The following is a 16,585-nucleotide window of genomic DNA, read 5'->3' on the forward strand; positions in this document are numbered from 1 at the left end:
AGGCGGTAGCCTGGACTTTTCCAGCTGCGTGTATATCGGGGAAGGACCTGGCCAGCAAGGCCGATGATTGATGAACCGGAAAAACGTTATTCGCACCATCACGGCGATCGCTGTCGTGGTGCTGCTCGGCTGGTCGTTCTTCTACTTCAGCGACGACACTCGCGGCTATAAGCCCGTCGACACGTCTGTGGCGATGTCCCAAATCAACGGCGACAACGTCAAAAGCGCACAAATCGACGATCGTGAACAACAGCTGCGCCTGACCCTGAAGAAGGGCAATGGCGACACGGACAATTCCGACAAGGTCATCACCAAATATCCCAGCGGGTATGCGGTCGACCTGTTCAACGCGCTGACCGCCAAGAACGCGAAGGTCAGCACCGTCGTCAACCAGGGCAGCATCCTGGGCGAGCTGTTGGTCTACGTCCTGCCGCTGCTGCTGCTGGTGGGGCTCTTCGTGATGTTCTCCCGCATGCAGGGCGGCGCCCGCATGGGCTTCGGATTCGGCAAATCGCGCGCCAAGCAGCTTTCCAAGGACATGCCCAAGACCACGTTCGCCGACGTCGCCGGCGTCGACGAGGCGGTCGAGGAGCTTTACGAGATCAAGGACTTCCTGCAGAACCCCGGCCGCTATCAGGCGCTGGGCGCCAAGATCCCCCGGGGCGTGCTGCTCTACGGTCCGCCCGGGACCGGTAAGACCCTGCTTGCCCGCGCGGTGGCGGGCGAGGCCGGCGTCCCGTTCTTCACCATCTCCGGCTCCGACTTCGTCGAGATGTTCGTCGGTGTCGGCGCGTCCCGGGTGCGCGACCTGTTCGACCAGGCCAAACAGAACAACCCGTGCATCATCTTCGTCGACGAGATCGACGCCGTGGGCCGCCAGCGCGGCGCGGGCCTGGGCGGCGGGCATGACGAGCGCGAGCAGACGCTGAACCAGTTGCTGGTCGAAATGGACGGGTTCGACCCGCGGGCCGGCGTCATCCTGATCGCGGCCACCAACCGGCCGGACATTCTGGACCCGGCGCTGCTGCGGCCCGGCCGCTTCGACCGGCAGATCCCGGTGTCCAACCCGGACCTGGCGGGTCGCAAAGCGGTGCTGGAGGTGCACTCCAAGGGCAAGCCGATCGGCCCGGACGCCGACCTTGCCGGGCTGGCCAAGCGGACCGTCGGCATGACCGGCGCCGACCTGGCCAACGTGATCAACGAGGCGGCGCTGCTCACCGCCCGGGAGAACGGCACCGTCATCACCAGCGCCGCCCTGGAAGAGGCGGTGGACCGGGTGATCGGCGGCCCGCGCCGCAAGGGCCGCATCATCAGCGAGCAGGAAAAGAAGATCACCGCCTATCACGAAGGCGGCCACACCCTGGCGGCCTGGGCGATGCCCGACATCGAACCGATTTACAAGGTGACGATCCTGGCGCGGGGCCGCACCGGCGGGCACGCGGTGGCGGTACCGGAGGAAGACAAGGGACTGCGGACCCGCTCGGAGATGATCGCGCAGTTGGTGTTTGCGATGGGCGGGCGCGCCGCCGAGGAGTTGGTGTTCCGGGAGCCGACCACGGGCGCGGTGTCAGACATCGAGCAGGCCACCAAGATCGCGCGCGCCATGGTCACCGAATTCGGGATGAGCTCCAAACTCGGTGCGGTCAAATACGGTTCGGAACACGGCGACCCGTTCCTGGGCCGCACCATGGGAACGCAAGCGGACTATTCGCACGAGGTCGCCCGCGACATCGACGACGAGATCCGCAAGCTGATCGAGGCCGCGCACACCGAGGCGTGGGAGATCCTCACCGAATACCGCGACATCCTCGACACCCTGGCGGGCGAGCTGCTGGAAAAGGAAACCTTGCACCGGGCCGAGCTGGAAGGCATCTTCTCCGGCGTCGAAAAGCGCCCGCGGCTCACCATGTTCGACGACTTCGGTGGCCGCATCCCGTCGGACAAGCCGCCGATCAAGACCCCCGGCGAGCTGGCCATCGAGCGTGGCGAGCCCTGGCCGCCGCCCACCCCCGAGCCGGCCTTCAAGGCGGCCATCGCACGGGCCAGCGAAGCGGCACGACTGGAGGCCTCCCGAAACGCCAACGGCGGCAACGGTTCTCACGGGAGCCAGGGCAGCGGTAAGGGTGCGCCGCCCGGGCCCACCCAACCCGACTACGGCGCGCCGGCCGGTTGGCGCGCGCCGGGATGGCCGCCGCAGCAATCGCAGCAGCCGCAGCAGCCGCAGCCCAACTATTGGCATCCGCCGGCACAGTCGCCCCAGCAGCCCTACTGGCAGCAACCGGCGCCCAGCTACCCGGGCCCGCAGCCGTATCCCGGACAGCAGGGCCACGCCGGCCACCAGCAGGGGTATCCGGGCGGGCCGGGTCGTGCCGGTCAGCCGGGTCAGGCGCAGCCGTCGTACCCGCCGTATCCGCCGTATCCCCCACCGGGCCAGCCCGCCCCGGAGGGTGGCTCACCCGACCGGCAGGATGACGACGTAAGCCGGTCCAATCCGCCGGCCCACGGCTGAGCAAACGGAGGATTCGATGGCACTGCCGGACACCGCGATGTTCCAGATGCGGGTCTTCGACCAGGAGCGTGCCGAGGCCGCGGTCCGCGAGTTGCTGTGCGCGATCGGCGAAGACCCGGACCGGCACGGCCTGCGGGAAACCCCGGCCCGCGTGGCCCGCGCCTACCAGGAGATGTTCGCCGGGCTCTACACCGATCCGGACTCCGTGTTGAACACCATGTTCGACGAGGATCACGACGAGCTGGTGCTGGTCAAGGAAATCCCGCTGTATTCCACGTGCGAACACCACCTGGTGTCGTTCCACGGGGTGGCCCACGTCGGCTACATCCCGGGCAACGACGGCAGGGTCACCGGCCTGTCGAAGATCGCACGGCTGGTCGACCTGTACGCCAAGCGGCCCCAGGTGCAGGAACGGCTCACCAGCCAAATCGCCGACGCCCTGGTGAAAAAGCTCAATCCGCGCGGCGTGATCGTCGTGGTCGAGGCCGAGCACCTGTGCATGGCGATGCGCGGTGTCCGCAAACCCGGGGCGACGACCACGACCTCGGCGGTGCGCGGTCTGTTCAAAACCAACGCCGCTTCTCGAGCCGAAGCGCTCGACCTCATCCTGCGTAAGTGAGCCTGGCGCCTGTGCAGGTAATGGGAGTTCTGAACGTCACTGACGATTCGTTCTCCGACGGCGGCCGCTATCTCGATCCCGACAAAGCCGTGGCACAGGGACTGGCATTGGTCGCCGACGGCGCAAGCATCGTCGACGTCGGGGGGGAATCGACCCGCCCCGGCGCCACGCGCGTCGATTCCCGTGTCGAGACCTCCCGGGTCGCCCCCGTCATCAAAGAGCTTGCGTCACAAGGCGTTACGGTGAGCATCGACACGATGCACGCCGATGTCGCGCGGGCGGCACTGGGCAGCGGCGCGCGGATCGTCAACGACGTGTCCGGCGGCCGGGCCGATCCCGCCATGGCGCCGCTGCTGGCCGAGGCGAAAGTGCCTTGGGTGCTGATGCATTGGCGCTCGGTTTCGGCCGAGCGTCCGCACGCGGCCCCGAGCTACCGCGACGTGGTCGCCGAGGTGCGCGCCGAGTTGCTGGCCAGCGTCGACGCCGCGGTGTGCGCCGGTGTCGATCCCGCCCAGCTGATGATCGATCCCGGGCTGGGATTCGCCAAGACGGCACAACACAATTGGGCGCTGCTGCATGCGTTGCCGCAATTGGTCGGCACCGGGATCCCGGTGCTGCTGGGCGCATCGCGCAAACGGTTCCTCGGTACGTTGTTGGCCGGGCCCGACGGCTCTCCGCGCCCGCCCGACGGGCGCGAGACGGCGACCGCGGTGATTTCCGCGCTGGCCGCGTTGCACGGGGCCTGGGGCGTGCGGGTGCACGACGTGCGCGCCACGGTCGATGCGCTCAAGGTGGTGGCGGCGTGGAACGATGAAACTCACACTGGGCTGGCTGAACACGATGTCTGATCGAATCGAGTTGCGCGGGTTGAAGGTTCGCGGACAACACGGGGTTTTCGGCCACGAACGCGCGAACGGGCAGGACTTCGTCATCGACGTCACGGTGTGGATCGACCTGGCGTCGGCCGCCGCCACCGATGACCTCGTCGACACCTACGACTACGCCGCGCTGGCCCAGCTGGCGGCCGACGTCGTGGCGGGACCCGCGCGCAACCTGATCGAAACCGTCGGCGCCCAGATCGCCGATCAGGTGATGGACGACGAACGCGTGCACGCCGTCGAGGTGGTGGTGCACAAGCCGCAAGCCCCCATCCCGCAGCAGTTCGCCGACGTCTCGGTGGTGGTGCGGCGGTCGCGGCGGGGTCGAGGTTCGGTGGTGCCGTTATGACGCGTGTGGTGTTGTCCGTCGGCTCCAACCTGGGGGACCGGCTGGCGCGGTTGCAGTCGGTCGTCGACGGGCTGGGGGACACGGTGCTCGCCGTGTCGCCGGTGTACGAGACCGACCCCTGGGGCCGGGTGGATCAGGCGCCGTTCCTCAACGCGGTGCTGATCGCCGACGACCCGGCCTGCGACGGGCAGGGCTGGCTGGCCCGGGCGCAGGAGTTCGAGCGGGCGGCGGGCCGGGTCCGCGGCGAGCGCTGGGGGCCGCGCACCCTCGACGTCGATCTCATCGCCTGTTACGGGCAAACCGAGGTGACCTCCCGGGAGAACAACCTGACGCTGCCGCATCCGCTGGCCCATTTACGGGCCTTCGTGCTGATCCCGTGGCTGGCCGTCGACCCGGACGCGCGGCTGACCCTGGCCGGCGGTCCGCAACCGGTCGCCGGCCTGCTCGCCCAGTTGGAAGATGCCGACCGCGAGGGTGTGCGGCCGACCAGCCTGACGCTCGAGCGCAAAACCTGATGGGACCCACCCGCAAGCGTGACCTGTCGGCCGCGGTCGTCGGCGCTGCCGTGCTGGCTTACCTGCTGGTCACGGGCCTGTACCGGTGGTTTCCCCCGATCACGGTGTTGACCGGCCTGTCGCTGCTGGCGGTGGCCATCGGAGAGGCGCTGTGGGCGCGCTACGTGCGCGCCAAGATCAGCGACGGCGAAATCGGCCCCGGTCCGGGCAGGCTGCACCCGCTCGCGGTGGCGCGCAGCCTGATGGTCGCCAAGGCCTCGGCCTGGGTGGGGGCGCTGATGCTGGGCTGGTGGGTGGGACTGCTGGTGTACTTCCTGCCGCGCCGGTCCTGGCTGCGGGCCGCCGCCGAGGACACCTCCGGAACGGTGGTGGCGGCCATCAGCGCGCTGGCATTGGTGGTTGCCGCGCTGTGGCTGCAACATTGCTGCAAGTCCCCGTACGACCCGACCGATCACGGCGAGGGCGCCGAAACCTAGCGCCGATCGAGTCGCGGATCAACCCACGTGAGAATCGCCGGAGTAGGGCGACACGCGGATTGACCTCGCGCAGGTACAGTCAGGCCATGACCGTTCTGTCCCGCGGCGCCCGGGTCCGGCGCGGCGGCCGCAGGCCGGGGTGGGTGCTCTTGACCGCGTTGCTGGTCCTCGCGATAGGTGCCAGTTCCGCATTGGTTTTCACCAATCGGGTGGAACTCCTCAAGCTCGCTGTGATCCTGGCGCTGTGGGCCGCGGTCGCCGGCGCCTTCGTGTCCGTGCTCTATCGCCGCCAAAGCGACGCCGACCAGGCCCGTGTCCGCGACCTCAAGTTGGTCTACGACCTCCAGCTCGACCGCGAGATCTCGGCCCGGCGCGAATACGAACTGACCGTGGAGTCCCAGCTGCGTCGCGAGCTGGCCTCGGAGCTGCGCGCCCAGGCCGCCGACGATCTGGCCGAGCTGCGCGCGGAGCTGAGTTCATTGCGCACCAGCCTGGAGATTCTGTTCGACACCGACCTCGCGCACCGCCCGGCCCTCGGGACGGTCGAGACCGAGCCGCAACCGGAGCGCGCGTACAGCGAGTGGGATCGCAACGGGGAGACCCCGCGCGACAACCCCGTCGATTGGGTGTCCAGCGATCGGGTCACGTCGGTGCCCCAGGACAACGCGCGGGGCCGCGCCGACGAGACGGCCATCATCGACGTGCCCGAAGAACCCCTGCTGCCGCCCCGTCAGCCGCCGCCTCCCCGGCGGGAACGTGCCCGCTACCAGTACGAACCGGCCCAAGAACCCGCGTATCCGGCGCCGGATCCCGCCTACGCCGCACCGCAGGAGCCCACCTACTCCGCACCGCCGGAGCCGCGGTTCGAACCTCGTCACCAACCGCCGCCGCCGGAACCGCAACCCGAACCGCAGCCCCCGCCGGAGCCCGAACCGCAACCGCAGGCGGAACGGCGACGCCAGGAATGGCAGCCGGCGGCCACCGAAGGGCAGTGGTTGCCGCCCGGGGCGCCGGGCAGCAACTGGGCCGCGGACGCCCCCGGCGAATCGGCGGGCGGGCGGCGGCGCGCACGGCATTCGGGCCCCGAGGAATCCCGAGGCGAACCCCGGGACGAAGCCTGGGACGGCCTGCCCGTCGAGCCACCACCCCCACCGCCCTACACCGAGTCCGGCCGCCGGGCACGGTCCCGCCACTCGGCGGAGTACCGCGACTACGGGATGCGCAATTTCGCTCCCGGCAGCGAGCCGCAGGCGCCGCCACCCCCGGTGCACCAGGGCCCGCCCGCCGCCGCGCCCCCGCCACCGCGGCTGGCGCCACCGCCGGTACCGGAGCACGCGCCCCGGCACGGCGGTGAACCGCAGCCCGAGGACGCCGACGCCGTCGGCGAGACCACCTCGACGGGCGGCCAGTCGGTCGCCGACCTGCTGGCCCGCCTGCAGGTGCAGCCCTCCGAAGGCGGCCGGCGCCGCAGACGTGAATAGCCGCGAAGGCTGAGCTGGGAGCTTCCTCACATTGGGAAACGCCTGGTAATCGGCTAGAGTCTCAGTGACCGAACGGTACCCACCCGGTGGGACCGGAACGAAACCAAGAATCTGTGAGGTCGTCTGCGATGGTGCAGTTCGACGGTCTGCGCCCGGCCAGGCTCAAGGTGGGCATCATCTCCGCCGGCCGGGTGGGCACCGCGCTCGGTGTCGCGCTGGAGCGCGCGGACCACGTCGTGGTGGCGTGCAGCGCCATCTCCCATGCGTCGCGGCAGCGGGCCCAGCGCCGGCTGCCCGACACCCCGGTGGCGACGCCGCCGGACGTCGCCGCCGCCGCCGAACTGCTGCTGCTCGCGGTTCCCGACGCCGAACTGGCCGGTCTGGTGTCCGGGCTGGCCGCGACCTCGGCCGTGCGGCCCGGCACCATCGTGGTCCACACGTCCGGCGCCAACGGGGTGGGCGTCCTCGCTCCGCTGGCCGAACAGGGCTGCATCCCGCTGGCGATCCACCCGGCCATGACGTTCACCGGCTCCGACGAGGACATCAGCAGGCTGCCGGACACCTGCTTCGGCGTCACGGCGGCCGACGAGGTCGGATACGCGATCGGTCAATCGCTCGTCCTGGAGATGGGCGGAGAGCCGTTCTGCGTCGCCGAGGGCGCCCGCGTCCTCTACCACGCGGCGCTGGCCCACGCGGGCAACCACATCGTGACCGTGCTCGCGGACGCCCTGGAGGCGTTGCGCGCCGCGCTGCGCGGCAGCGAGCTGCTCGGCCAGCAGTCCGTCGCCGACCAGCCGGGCGGCATCGCCGAACGCATCGTCGGGCCGCTGGCCCGGGCCGCGCTGGAGAACACCCTGCAACGCGGGCAAGCCGCGCTCACCGGCCCGGTCGCGCGTGGCGACGCGGCCGCGGTCGCCGGGCATCTGGCCGCGCTCGCCCAGGTCGGACCCGAACTGGCGCAGGCGTATCGGGTGAACGCCCTGCGCACCGCCCAGCGCGCACGCGCTCCCCAAGACATCGTCGAGGTGCTGGCGCCATGACCCCCGGCAAGCCCCCGGCCTTCAAGGCGGGCGAACTCAACCTGTACCCGAACCCGCGCGACGTCACCGACGTCAGCCGCGCCCTGCGCCACACCGGCCGCCGGGTGATGCTGGTGCCCACCATGGGCGCGCTGCACGACGGCCATCTGGCGCTGGTGCGTGCCGCCAAGCGGGTGCCCGGGTCGGTGGTCGTGGTCTCGATCTTCGTCAACCCGCTGCAATTCGGCGCCGGCGAGGATCTCGACGCCTATCCCCGGACCATGGACGACGACCTCGCGCTGCTGCGCGAAGAAGGCGTCGAAATCGTCTTCGCCCCAACGGCCACGGCGATGTACCCCGACGGTTTGCGCACCACGGTGCAGCCCGGGCCGCTGGCCGCCGAACTCGAGGGCCGCCACCGGCCCACCCATTTCGCCGGCGTGCTCACCGTCGTGTGCAAGCTGCTGCAGATCGTGCGCCCGGACCGGATCTTCTTCGGCGAGAAGGATTATCAGCAGCTGGTGGTGATCCGCCAGATGGTCGCCGACCTCAACATCGACGTGCAGGTCGTCGGAGTGCCGACCGTGCGGGAAGGCGACGGGCTGGCGATGTCGTCGCGCAACCGCTACTTGGACCCCACGCAACGTGAACTGGCCGTGACGCTTTCGGCCGCGCTGACCGCCGCCGCCCATGCCGCCCACCGCGGCGGGGCGGCCGCGCTGGACGCGGCGCGCGCGGTGCTCGACGCCGTGCCCGCGCTCACGGTCGACTACCTCGAATTGCGCGACGCCGGGCTCCGTCCGGCGCCCGCCCACGGGTCGGCCCGGCTGCTGGTCGCGGCGCGGCTGGGCGCCACCAGGCTGCTGGACAACGTCGAAATGCAGATCGAAACTCCCGCCGGCACCTCCGGGCCGGACGGTAATCACGAATACGCCCAATCACCTTGGAGGAACTGATGCTACGGACGATGCTCAGGTCGAAGATCCACCGGGCCACCGTCACGCAGGCCGACCTGCACTACGTGGGCTCGGTGACCATCGACGCCGATCTGATGGACGCCGCGGACCTGCTCGAAGGCGAACAGGTGACCATCGTCGACATCGACAACGGTGCCCGGCTCGTCACCTACGCCATCACCGGCGAACGCGGCAGCGGAGTGATCGGAATCAACGGTGCGGCAGCACATCTCGTCCACCCCGGCGATCTGGTGATCCTGATCGCGTACGGGACCATGGAGGAGGCGGAGGCCCGGACCTATCAGCCGCGGATCGTCTTCGTCGACGCCGACAACAAGCCGATCGACCTCGGCAACGACCCGGCGTTCGTGCCCGCAGACGCGGCCGAGCTGCTGGATCCCCGGATCGTTGCGCGGTAGCCGTGCTGCTGGCGATCGACGTCCGTAACACCCACACCGTCGTCGGGCTGATATCGGGCGCCAAAGAGCACGCAAACGTCGTGCAGCAGTGGAGGATTCGCACCGAAGCGGAAATCACCGCGGACGAATTGGCCCTGACTATCGACGGTTTGATCGGCGACGATTCCGAGCGGCTCACCGGCGCCGCCGCCCTCTCGACCGTCCCCTCGGTGCTGCACGAGGTGCGGCTCATGCTCGACCAGTACTGGCCGTCGGTGCCGCACGTGCTGATCGAGCCCGGGGTGCGCACGGGCATCCCGCTGCTGGTGGACAATCCCAAAGAGGTCGGCGCCGACCGAATAGTCAACTGCCTGGCGGCCTTTCACAAGTTCGGCACGGCCGCCATCGTCATCGACTTCGGATCCTCGATCTGCGTGGACGTCGTGTCGGCCAAGGGTGAATTCCTCGGCGGCGCGATCGCGCCCGGGTTGCAGGTTTCCTCCGACGCCGCCGCGGCCCGCTCGGCCGCGCTGCGCCGAGTCGAGCTGACCCGACCCCGATCCGTGATCGGCAAGAACACCGTCGAGTGCATGCAGGCCGGGGCGGTGTTCGGATTCGCCGGGCTGGTCGACGGCCTGGTCGGGCGCATCCGTGAGGACGTGGCGGGATTCGGGACCGACCTGGGAGATCAGGTCGCGATCGTGGCCACCGGACACACCGCGCCCCTGCTGCTGCCCGAGCTGCAAACCGTCAGCCACTACGAACAGCACCTGACCCTGCACGGCCTGCGGCTGGTCTTCGAACGCAACCGCGACGCCCAGCGCGGCCGGCTGAAGACGGCCCGCTAGGGCGGCCCGCCGGTCAAAGGCGCCACCAGAGTTGATTTAAGCTGGCACGTCGTGAGTGCCGACGACCTAGATATTCCCGAGCAGTACCGGATCCGCCGGGATAAGCGCGCTCGGCTGCTCGCCGAGGGGCGCGATCCCTACCCGGTCGCCGTCGAACGCACCCACACGTTGGCGCAGGTCCGCGCCGCCCACCCCGACCTGCCGGTCGACACGGCGACCGATGACCTCGTCGGCGTCGCGGGCCGGGTGATCTTCGCCCGCAACTCGGGAAAGCTGTGCTTCGCCACGCTGCAGGAGGGCGACGGCACCACCCTGCAAGTGATGGTCAGCCTCGACAAGGTGGGTCGTGATTCCCTCGACGCGTGGAAGGCCGACGTCGACCTGGGCGACATCGTCTACGTGCACGGCAACGTGATCAGCTCGCGGCGCGGCGAATTGTCGGTGCTGGCCGATTCGTGGCGGATGGCGTCCAAGTCGTTGCGCCCGCTGCCCGTCGCGCACAAGGAGATGAGTGAAGAAGCGCGGGTGCGGCAGCGTTACGTCGACCTGATCGTCCGCCCGCAGGCGCGCACCGTGGCCCGGCAGCGAATCGCGGTCATCCGCGCCATCCGCAACGCATTGGAACGGCGCGGCTTTCTCGAAGTCGAAACCCCAATGTTGCAGACGCTGGCCGGCGGCGCGGCCGCGCGGCCCTTCATCACGCATTCCAATGCGCTGGACATCGATCTCTACCTGAGGATCGCACCGGAACTGTTCCTCAAGCGCTGCGTCGTCGGTGGCTTCGACAGAGTTTTCGAACTAAATCGCGTGTTTCGAAACGAAGGTGCGGATTCCACACATTCTCCCGAATTTTCCATGCTCGAGACCTACCAGGCCTACGGAACGTATGACGATTCGGCGGTAGTGACGCGCGAGCTTATTCAAGAGGTCGCCGACGAGGCGATCGGAACCAGACAACTACCGCTGCCCGACGGCAGTGTCTACGACATAGACGGAGAATGGGCTTCTATAGAAATGTACCCGTCGCTGTCGGCGGCGCTCGGTGAAGAGATCACACCGGAGGCGACGGTCGAAAAGCTGCTCGGAATCGCCGACCGGCTCGGTGTCGAGATTCCGCGTGACCGCGGCTACGGACACGGAAAGATCATCGAGGAACTGTGGGAGCACACGGTGGGCAACTCGCTCGTCGCACCCACGTTCGTGCGGGATTTCCCGGTCGAGACAACACCTTTGACGCGTCAGCACCGCAGCATCGCGGGCGTCACAGAGAAGTGGGACCTGTATGTGCGCGGAGTCGAACTGGCCACCGGGTACTCGGAGTTGAACGATCCGGTGGTGCAGCGGGAGAGGTTCGCCGACCAAGCGCGCGCTGCGGCCGCCGGCGACGACGAGGCCATGGTGCTCGACGAAGATTTTCTCGCCGCACTCGAGTATGCGATGCCGCCATGCACCGGAACGGGAATGGGTATCGACCGGTTGTTGATGACTTTGACCGGACTGTCAATTCGGGAGACAGTTTTGTTCCCCATTGTTCGCCCGCACTAGTAGTCGAAAAGCTCAACGCTGCAGCGTCCGTACAGATTGAGTATGCTGCGTTGTTATGGCACATTGGTGACCGGGGAGGTCGTTCCAATCTGCTCAGTAACTGCTCAGGACGAAATGCGAGGGTAAGCCAATGGCAAAAAAAGTGACCGTCACGTTGGTCGATGATTTCGACGGTGCCGGCGCAGCCGACGAAACGGTCGAATTCGGGCTTGACGGGGTGACCTATGAGATTGATCTTTCGTCCAAGAATGCCGCGAAACTTCGCGGAGATCTGAAGCAATGGGTGGAAGCCGGCCGCCGCGTCGGCGGCCGCCGGCGCGGGCGTTCCGGCTCGGGACGCGGCCGCGGCGCCATCGACCGCGAGCAGAGCGCAGCGATCCGCGAATGGGCTCGCCGGAACGGGCACAACGTGTCGACGCGCGGCCGCATCCCGGCCGACGTCATCGACGCGTTCCACGCGGCAACCTGACAGTCTTCGAACCGGCGCCCGGGTCCACGCCCGGGCGCCGGTTTGTCATTTCGCTGGGCGCGAAATGATCGACGGGCGTCCCGGGAAACGAATTGAGACTTTGCGACGTTTCCTCTCCGTACGGCGTCCATACGGCGCGTAACGCCGCAGGCAGTCGCAGGAGAGATTTACGGCCGGAAGGACCAAGTTGCGTCCGCAGCGAACGAGGCCGCACAAGGTTAGGCCCGCTGGCAAGCCGACCATTACAGTGGATGGCAGGTACGCGATTCCGGCCACAGGGAACCGGCAGGGTTGCTAGAAGGGCCGCTAACCAGTTTGTACCGATGTTGAGGGAGAGCAGGTAACCCGATGTTTGAAAGATTTACCGACCGTGCCCGCAGGGTCGTCGTCCTGGCGCAAGAAGAGGCCCGGATGCTCAACCACAACTACATCGGCACCGAGCACATCCTGCTGGGTTTGATTCACGAGGGCGAAGGCGTCGCCGCGAAGTCGCTGGAGTCGCTGGGCATCTCGCTCGAGGGCGTCCGCAGCCAGGTCGAGGAGATCATCGGCCAGGGCCAGCAGGCCCCGTCGGGCCACATCCCGTTCACCCCGCGCGCCAAGAAGGTTCTCGAGCTGAGCCTGCGCGAGGCGCTGCAACTCGGCCACAACTACATCGGCACCGAGCACATCCTGCTGGGCCTGATCCGTGAGGGTGAGGGCGTGGCGGCGCAGGTGCTGGTGAAGCTGGGCGCGGAGCTGACCCGGGTGCGCCAACAGGTCATCCAGCTGCTGAGCGGCTACCAGGGCAAGGAGGCCGCCGAGGCGGGCACCGGTGGCCGTGGCGGCGAGTCCGGCAGCCCGTCCACCTCGTTGGTGCTCGACCAGTTCGGCCGCAACCTGACCGCCGCCGCGATGGAAGGCAAGCTGGACCCGGTCATCGGCCGCGAGAAGGAAATCGAGCGGGTGATGCAGGTGCTGAGCCGGCGCACCAAGAACAACCCGGTGCTGATCGGCGAGCCCGGCGTCGGCAAGACCGCCGTCGTCGAGGGCCTGGCGCAGGCCATCGTGCACGGCGAGGTCCCGGAGACGCTGAAGGACAAGCAGCTCTACACCCTGGACCTGGGCTCGCTGGTCGCGGGCTCGCGCTACCGCGGTGACTTCGAGGAACGCCTGAAGAAGGTGCTCAAGGAGATCAACACCCGCGGCGACATCATCCTGTTCATCGACGAGCTGCACACCCTGGTGGGTGCCGGTGCCGCCGAGGGAGCGATCGACGCCGCGTCGATCCTTAAGCCCAAGCTGGCCCGCGGCGAGCTGCAGACGATCGGCGCCACCACGCTCGACGAGTACCGCAAGTACATCGAGAAGGACGCCGCCCTGGAGCGCCGCTTCCAGCCGGTGCAGGTCGGTGAGCCGACGGTGGAGCACACCATCGAGATCCTCAAGGGTCTGCGCGACCGCTACGAGGCGCACCACCGGGTCTCGATTACCGACCCGGCACTGGTCGCGGCGGCCACCCTGGCCGACCGCTACATCAACGACCGGTTCCTGCCGGACAAGGCGATCGACCTGATCGACGAGGCGGGCGCCCGGATGCGGATCCGCCGGATGACGGCGCCGCCAGACCTGCGCGAGTTCGATGAGAAGATCGCCGACGCGCGCCGGGAGAAGGAATCGGCGATCGACGCCCAGGACTTCGAGAAGGCGGCCAGCCTGCGGGATCGGGAGAAGCAGCTGGTGGCCCAGCGTGCCGAGCGCGAAAAGCAGTGGCGCTCCGGCGATCTCGACGTGGTCGCCGAGGTGGACGACGAGCAGATCGCCGAGGTGCTGGGCAACTGGACCGGCATCCCGGTGTTCAAGCTCACCGAGGCCGAGACCACCCGGTTGCTGCGCATGGAGGACGAGCTGCACAAGCGGATCATCGGCCAGGAGGACGCCGTCAAGGCCGTCTCCAAGGCGATCCGCCGCACCCGCGCCGGGCTGAAAGACCCCAAGCGCCCGTCGGGTTCGTTCATCTTCGCCGGCCCGTCCGGTGTCGGTAAGACCGAGCTGTCCAAGGCGCTGGCCAACTTCCTGTTCGGCGACGACGACGCGCTCATCCAGATCGACATGGGCGAGTTCCACGACCGGTTCACCGCGTCGCGGTTGTTCGGCGCCCCGCCGGGATACGTCGGCTACGAGGAGGGCGGCCAGCTCACCGAGAAGGTGCGCCGCAAGCCGTTCTCCGTGGTGCTGTTCGACGAGATCGAGAAGGCGCACCAGGAGATCTACAACAGCCTGTTGCAGGTCCTCGAGGACGGTCGGCTCACCGACGGCCAGGGCCGCACGGTGGACTTCAAGAACACCGTGCTGATCTTCACCTCGAACCTCGGCACGTCCGACATCTCCAAGCCGGTCGGCCTGGGCTTCACCCAGGGTGGCGGTGAGAACAACTACGAGCGGATGAAGCAGAAGGTCAACGACGAGCTGAAGAAGCACTTCCGCCCGGAGTTCCTCAACCGCATCGACGACATCATCGTGTTCCACCAGCTGACCCGCGACGAGATCATCCGGATGGTCGACCTGATGATCCAGCGCGTCGGCAACCAGCTCAAGAGCAAGGACATGGCGATGGAGCTGACCGACAAGGCCAAGGCATTGCTGGCCAAGCGCGGCTTCGACCCCGTGCTGGGTGCCCGTCCGCTGCGGCGCACCATCCAGCGCGAGATCGAGGACCAGCTCTCGGAGAAGATCCTCTTCGAGGAGGTCGGTCCCGGCCAGGTCGTCACGGTCGACGTCGACAACTGGGACGGCGAGAGCGCCGGCGAGGACGCGAAGTTCACCTTCACCGGCACCCGCAAGCCGCCGGCCGAGCCGGACCTGGCCAAGGCCGGGGCGCACGCCGCACCGCAGGCGCCGGACGCGCAGTAGGGTGAACCCGGCGGCGCGTGGATTGTGTGCCGCGTCGCAGGGTTCACACTTGCGCGTCGAGAAGGGCGTGCACCGCACAAGGAGGCTCTCGTGGCGAACTCCCAGGTAGCCCGCACCCGTCCGCTCGACCTGTCGGCGGCAAGCGCCGCGCTCTGGTTGGCGGCGACCGTCTTTCTCGCGTTGTTGGCGCTGTACTTCGTCGGCGTCGACCAGGGGGCGGTGTCGCTGTTCGGCAGCGACTCGCATGTGCACGAGTTCGTGCACGACGCGCGCCATCTCCTCGGCTTCCCCTGCCACTGAGCCGGTCTCGTGGAGAAACGCCTGATCGGGGGCGGACTTCTGGCGGGTGCCGTCGGCTCGGTGCTGGCGTTCGTATTCGCCCGGCTGTGCGCCGAGCCCGTCATCGGGCGCGCGATCGCTTTTGAGGACGGCCGCACGGACGCCGAGAACGCGCACGGCGTGCACGAGCACGGCGCCGAGCTGTTCACCCGGACGGTGCAGGCCAACGCCGGGCTGGGATTCGGGGTGCTGATCTTCGGCCTCGCCATGGGCGCCTTGTTCGCCGTGCTGTTCAGCGTCGTCTATGCCCGCACGAATCATGCGCGGCCGCAGGCGCTTTCGTTGCTCTTGGCGGCCGGGGCGTTCTGGGCGGTGTACGTGGTGCCGTTTCTGAAGTATCCGCCGAACCCGCCGGCGGTCGGCCAGTCCGACACGATCGGCGCGCGGACCGGCTGGTATCTGGTGATGGTGCTGGCGTCGGTGGTGTTGGCGATCGGCGCGGCATGGTTGGCGCGTTCGCTCACCGCCCGCTTCGGGGTGGGGAACGCGCGGCTGCTGGCGGCCGGGTCCTATCTGGTGGCGATCGTCGTGGTGGCGGTGCTGCTGCCGGGCGTGGACGAGACGCCGGGACCGCTGCGCGACGCGGCGGGCGCCATCATCTATCCGGGTTTTCCCGCCGACGTCCTCTATGAGTTCAGGTTGGTATCGCTGGCGACTCAGCTGGTGCTGTGGGCGGGCATCGGCCTGGTCTTCTCCGTGGTGGCGTCCCGGCTACTGAGTGAGCGCGCCCCGAGCACCGCGGCGTGACGCAGGTCGTCCGGCTGACGCTCGTCTCGCACGCGGTGACCGCTGCGATGGCGGCCGGGCGGTTTCCCGCCGACGAGCCGCTCAACGACGTCGGCCGCCGCCAGGCCAAAGCCGTGACCGACGAAATCCCCGCTGGGGCACGCCATTTCGTCGCACCCGAGCGGCGCGCTCGGGAGACGGCGGCGTTGCTGGGCCTGCAATCCGTCACGGAGCCGCGGCTCTCCGACCTCGATTGCGGGCGGTGGCGAGGCATGGCGCTCGGGGACGTGCCCCCCGGGGAGCTCGAGGCGTGGCTGACCGATCCCACCCGGGCGCCGCACGGCGGCGAGTCGATCACCGACCTCGTCGACCGGGTGGCCGGCTGGTTGAAGTCGTTGACCGCCAACACCTCACCCGTGGTGGCGGTGACGCACCCCGCGGTGATCCGGGCGGCGATCCTGGCGGCGCTGGGCATCCCGCCGGCGTCGTTCTGGCGCATCGACGTCGCACCGGCGGGCCGCGTCCTCATGCATTTCCGCGACGGACGCTGGACGCTGCGGTTGTGA

At 68.6% G+C, this 16,585-nt stretch carries 17 protein-coding genes; all 17 read left to right on the forward strand.

The window, feature by feature from the left end:
* Nucleotides 1–70 precede the first annotated feature (70 nt).
* The 17 genes from ftsH to JF781_RS04570 all read left to right on the forward strand — a co-directional run bounded on the left by ftsH (nucleotide 71) and on the right by JF781_RS04570 (nucleotide 16,585).
* A complete protein-coding gene (gene ftsH / locus JF781_RS04490; RefSeq protein ID WP_225326203.1) occupies nucleotides 71–2,509 on the forward strand; it encodes an ATP-dependent zinc metalloprotease FtsH in 2,439 nt (812 codons plus the stop codon).
* 16 nt (nucleotides 2,510–2,525) lie between these two features.
* Nucleotides 2,526–3,128 (forward strand): GTP cyclohydrolase I FolE, encoded by a 603-nt coding sequence (gene folE, locus JF781_RS04495; RefSeq protein WP_225326204.1) that lies wholly within the window; start codon nucleotides 2,526–2,528, stop codon nucleotides 3,126–3,128.
* The gene (folP, locus tag JF781_RS04500; protein ID WP_225326205.1) at nucleotides 3,125–3,976 is read left to right on the forward strand and encodes a dihydropteroate synthase; all 852 of its coding nucleotides are present in this window, start codon (nucleotides 3,125–3,127) and stop codon (nucleotides 3,974–3,976) included. The genes folE and folP overlap by 4 nt, the downstream gene beginning before the upstream one ends.
* Nucleotides 3,969–4,355 carry a dihydroneopterin aldolase gene (folB, locus tag JF781_RS04505; RefSeq protein WP_225326206.1) on the forward strand — a complete coding sequence of 129 codons (387 nt, stop codon included), beginning with the start codon at nucleotides 3,969–3,971 and terminating at the stop codon, nucleotides 4,353–4,355. The genes folP and folB overlap by 8 nt, the downstream gene beginning before the upstream one ends.
* Entirely contained in the window at nucleotides 4,352–4,870 is a 519-nt protein-coding gene (folK, locus tag JF781_RS04510) for a 2-amino-4-hydroxy-6-hydroxymethyldihydropteridine diphosphokinase (RefSeq protein WP_225326207.1), read from the forward strand. Before folB ends, folK begins: the two co-directional genes overlap by 4 nt.
* Nucleotides 4,870–5,346 (forward strand): DUF3180 domain-containing protein, encoded by a 477-nt coding sequence (locus JF781_RS04515; protein ID WP_225326208.1) that lies wholly within the window; start codon nucleotides 4,870–4,872, stop codon nucleotides 5,344–5,346. The genes folK and JF781_RS04515 overlap by 1 nt, the downstream gene beginning before the upstream one ends.
* An 86-nt stretch (nucleotides 5,347–5,432) precedes the next feature.
* Nucleotides 5,433–6,827: a DUF6779 domain-containing protein gene (locus JF781_RS04520; RefSeq protein WP_225326209.1), complete on the forward strand. Its 1,395-nt coding sequence runs from the start codon at nucleotides 5,433–5,435 to the stop codon at nucleotides 6,825–6,827.
* A 128-nt stretch (nucleotides 6,828–6,955) separates the two neighbouring features.
* Nucleotides 6,956–7,867, forward strand: coding sequence for a Rossmann-like and DUF2520 domain-containing protein (locus JF781_RS04525; RefSeq protein WP_225326210.1), 912 nt, complete (start codon nucleotides 6,956–6,958; stop codon nucleotides 7,865–7,867).
* Nucleotides 7,864–8,802 (forward strand): pantoate--beta-alanine ligase, encoded by a 939-nt coding sequence (gene panC, locus JF781_RS04530; protein WP_225326211.1) that lies wholly within the window; start codon nucleotides 7,864–7,866, stop codon nucleotides 8,800–8,802. The genes JF781_RS04525 and panC overlap by 4 nt, the downstream gene beginning before the upstream one ends.
* Complete coding sequence (gene panD, locus JF781_RS04535) at nucleotides 8,802–9,221, forward strand: aspartate 1-decarboxylase (RefSeq protein ID WP_225326321.1); 420 nt, start codon at nucleotides 8,802–8,804, stop codon at nucleotides 9,219–9,221. Before panC ends, panD begins: the two co-directional genes overlap by 1 nt.
* Nucleotides 9,222–9,223: 2 nt before the next feature.
* Nucleotides 9,224–10,048, forward strand: a complete 825-nt coding sequence (locus JF781_RS04540; RefSeq protein ID WP_225326212.1) for a type III pantothenate kinase — start codon at nucleotides 9,224–9,226, stop codon at nucleotides 10,046–10,048.
* A 51-nt stretch (nucleotides 10,049–10,099) separates the two neighbouring features.
* Nucleotides 10,100–11,593 carry a lysine--tRNA ligase gene (lysS, locus tag JF781_RS04545; protein ID WP_225326213.1) on the forward strand — a complete coding sequence of 498 codons (1,494 nt, stop codon included), beginning with the start codon at nucleotides 10,100–10,102 and terminating at the stop codon, nucleotides 11,591–11,593.
* 130 nt (nucleotides 11,594–11,723) lie between these two features.
* Nucleotides 11,724–12,062, forward strand: coding sequence for a histone-like nucleoid-structuring protein Lsr2 (lsr2, locus tag JF781_RS04550; protein WP_008263502.1), 339 nt, complete (start codon nucleotides 11,724–11,726; stop codon nucleotides 12,060–12,062).
* A gap of 348 nt (nucleotides 12,063–12,410) precedes the next feature.
* Entirely contained in the window at nucleotides 12,411–14,954 is a 2,544-nt protein-coding gene (clpC1, locus tag JF781_RS04555) for an ATP-dependent protease ATP-binding subunit ClpC (RefSeq protein ID WP_020821484.1), read from the forward strand.
* Nucleotides 14,955–15,044: 90 nt separating this feature from the next.
* The gene (locus JF781_RS04560; protein ID WP_225326214.1) at nucleotides 15,045–15,254 is read left to right on the forward strand and encodes a CbtB-domain containing protein; all 210 of its coding nucleotides are present in this window, start codon (nucleotides 15,045–15,047) and stop codon (nucleotides 15,252–15,254) included.
* 9 nt (nucleotides 15,255–15,263) lie between these two features.
* Nucleotides 15,264–16,040, forward strand: a complete 777-nt coding sequence (locus JF781_RS04565; protein WP_225326215.1) for a CbtA family protein — start codon at nucleotides 15,264–15,266, stop codon at nucleotides 16,038–16,040.
* Nucleotides 16,037–16,585: a histidine phosphatase family protein gene (locus JF781_RS04570; protein ID WP_225326216.1), complete on the forward strand. Its 549-nt coding sequence runs from the start codon at nucleotides 16,037–16,039 to the stop codon at nucleotides 16,583–16,585. Before JF781_RS04565 ends, JF781_RS04570 begins: the two co-directional genes overlap by 4 nt.

This window comes from Mycobacterium sp. WUMAC-067 (genome assembly GCF_020217485.1).
Taxonomy (GTDB): Bacteria; Actinomycetota; Actinomycetes; order Mycobacteriales; family Mycobacteriaceae; genus Mycobacterium.

Coding starts and splice junctions, on each gene's coding strand:
- panD (WP_225326321.1), top strand. CDS start 8,802: ATGCTACGGACGATGCTCAGGTCGAAGATCCACCGGGCCACCGTCACG.
- clpC1 (WP_020821484.1), top strand. CDS start 12,411: ATGTTTGAAAGATTTACCGACCGTGCCCGCAGGGTCGTCGTCCTGGCG.
- folK (WP_225326207.1), top strand. CDS start 4,352: ATGACGCGTGTGGTGTTGTCCGTCGGCTCCAACCTGGGGGACCGGCTG.
- folB (WP_225326206.1), top strand. CDS start 3,969: ATGTCTGATCGAATCGAGTTGCGCGGGTTGAAGGTTCGCGGACAACAC.
- JF781_RS04515 (WP_225326208.1), top strand. CDS start 4,870: ATGGGACCCACCCGCAAGCGTGACCTGTCGGCCGCGGTCGTCGGCGCT.
- JF781_RS04520 (WP_225326209.1), top strand. CDS start 5,433: ATGACCGTTCTGTCCCGCGGCGCCCGGGTCCGGCGCGGCGGCCGCAGG.
- lsr2 (WP_008263502.1), top strand. CDS start 11,724: ATGGCAAAAAAAGTGACCGTCACGTTGGTCGATGATTTCGACGGTGCC.
- JF781_RS04525 (WP_225326210.1), top strand. CDS start 6,956: ATGGTGCAGTTCGACGGTCTGCGCCCGGCCAGGCTCAAGGTGGGCATC.
- folE (WP_225326204.1), top strand. CDS start 2,526: ATGGCACTGCCGGACACCGCGATGTTCCAGATGCGGGTCTTCGACCAG.
- ftsH (WP_225326203.1), top strand. CDS start 71: ATGAACCGGAAAAACGTTATTCGCACCATCACGGCGATCGCTGTCGTG.
- panC (WP_225326211.1), top strand. CDS start 7,864: ATGACCCCCGGCAAGCCCCCGGCCTTCAAGGCGGGCGAACTCAACCTG.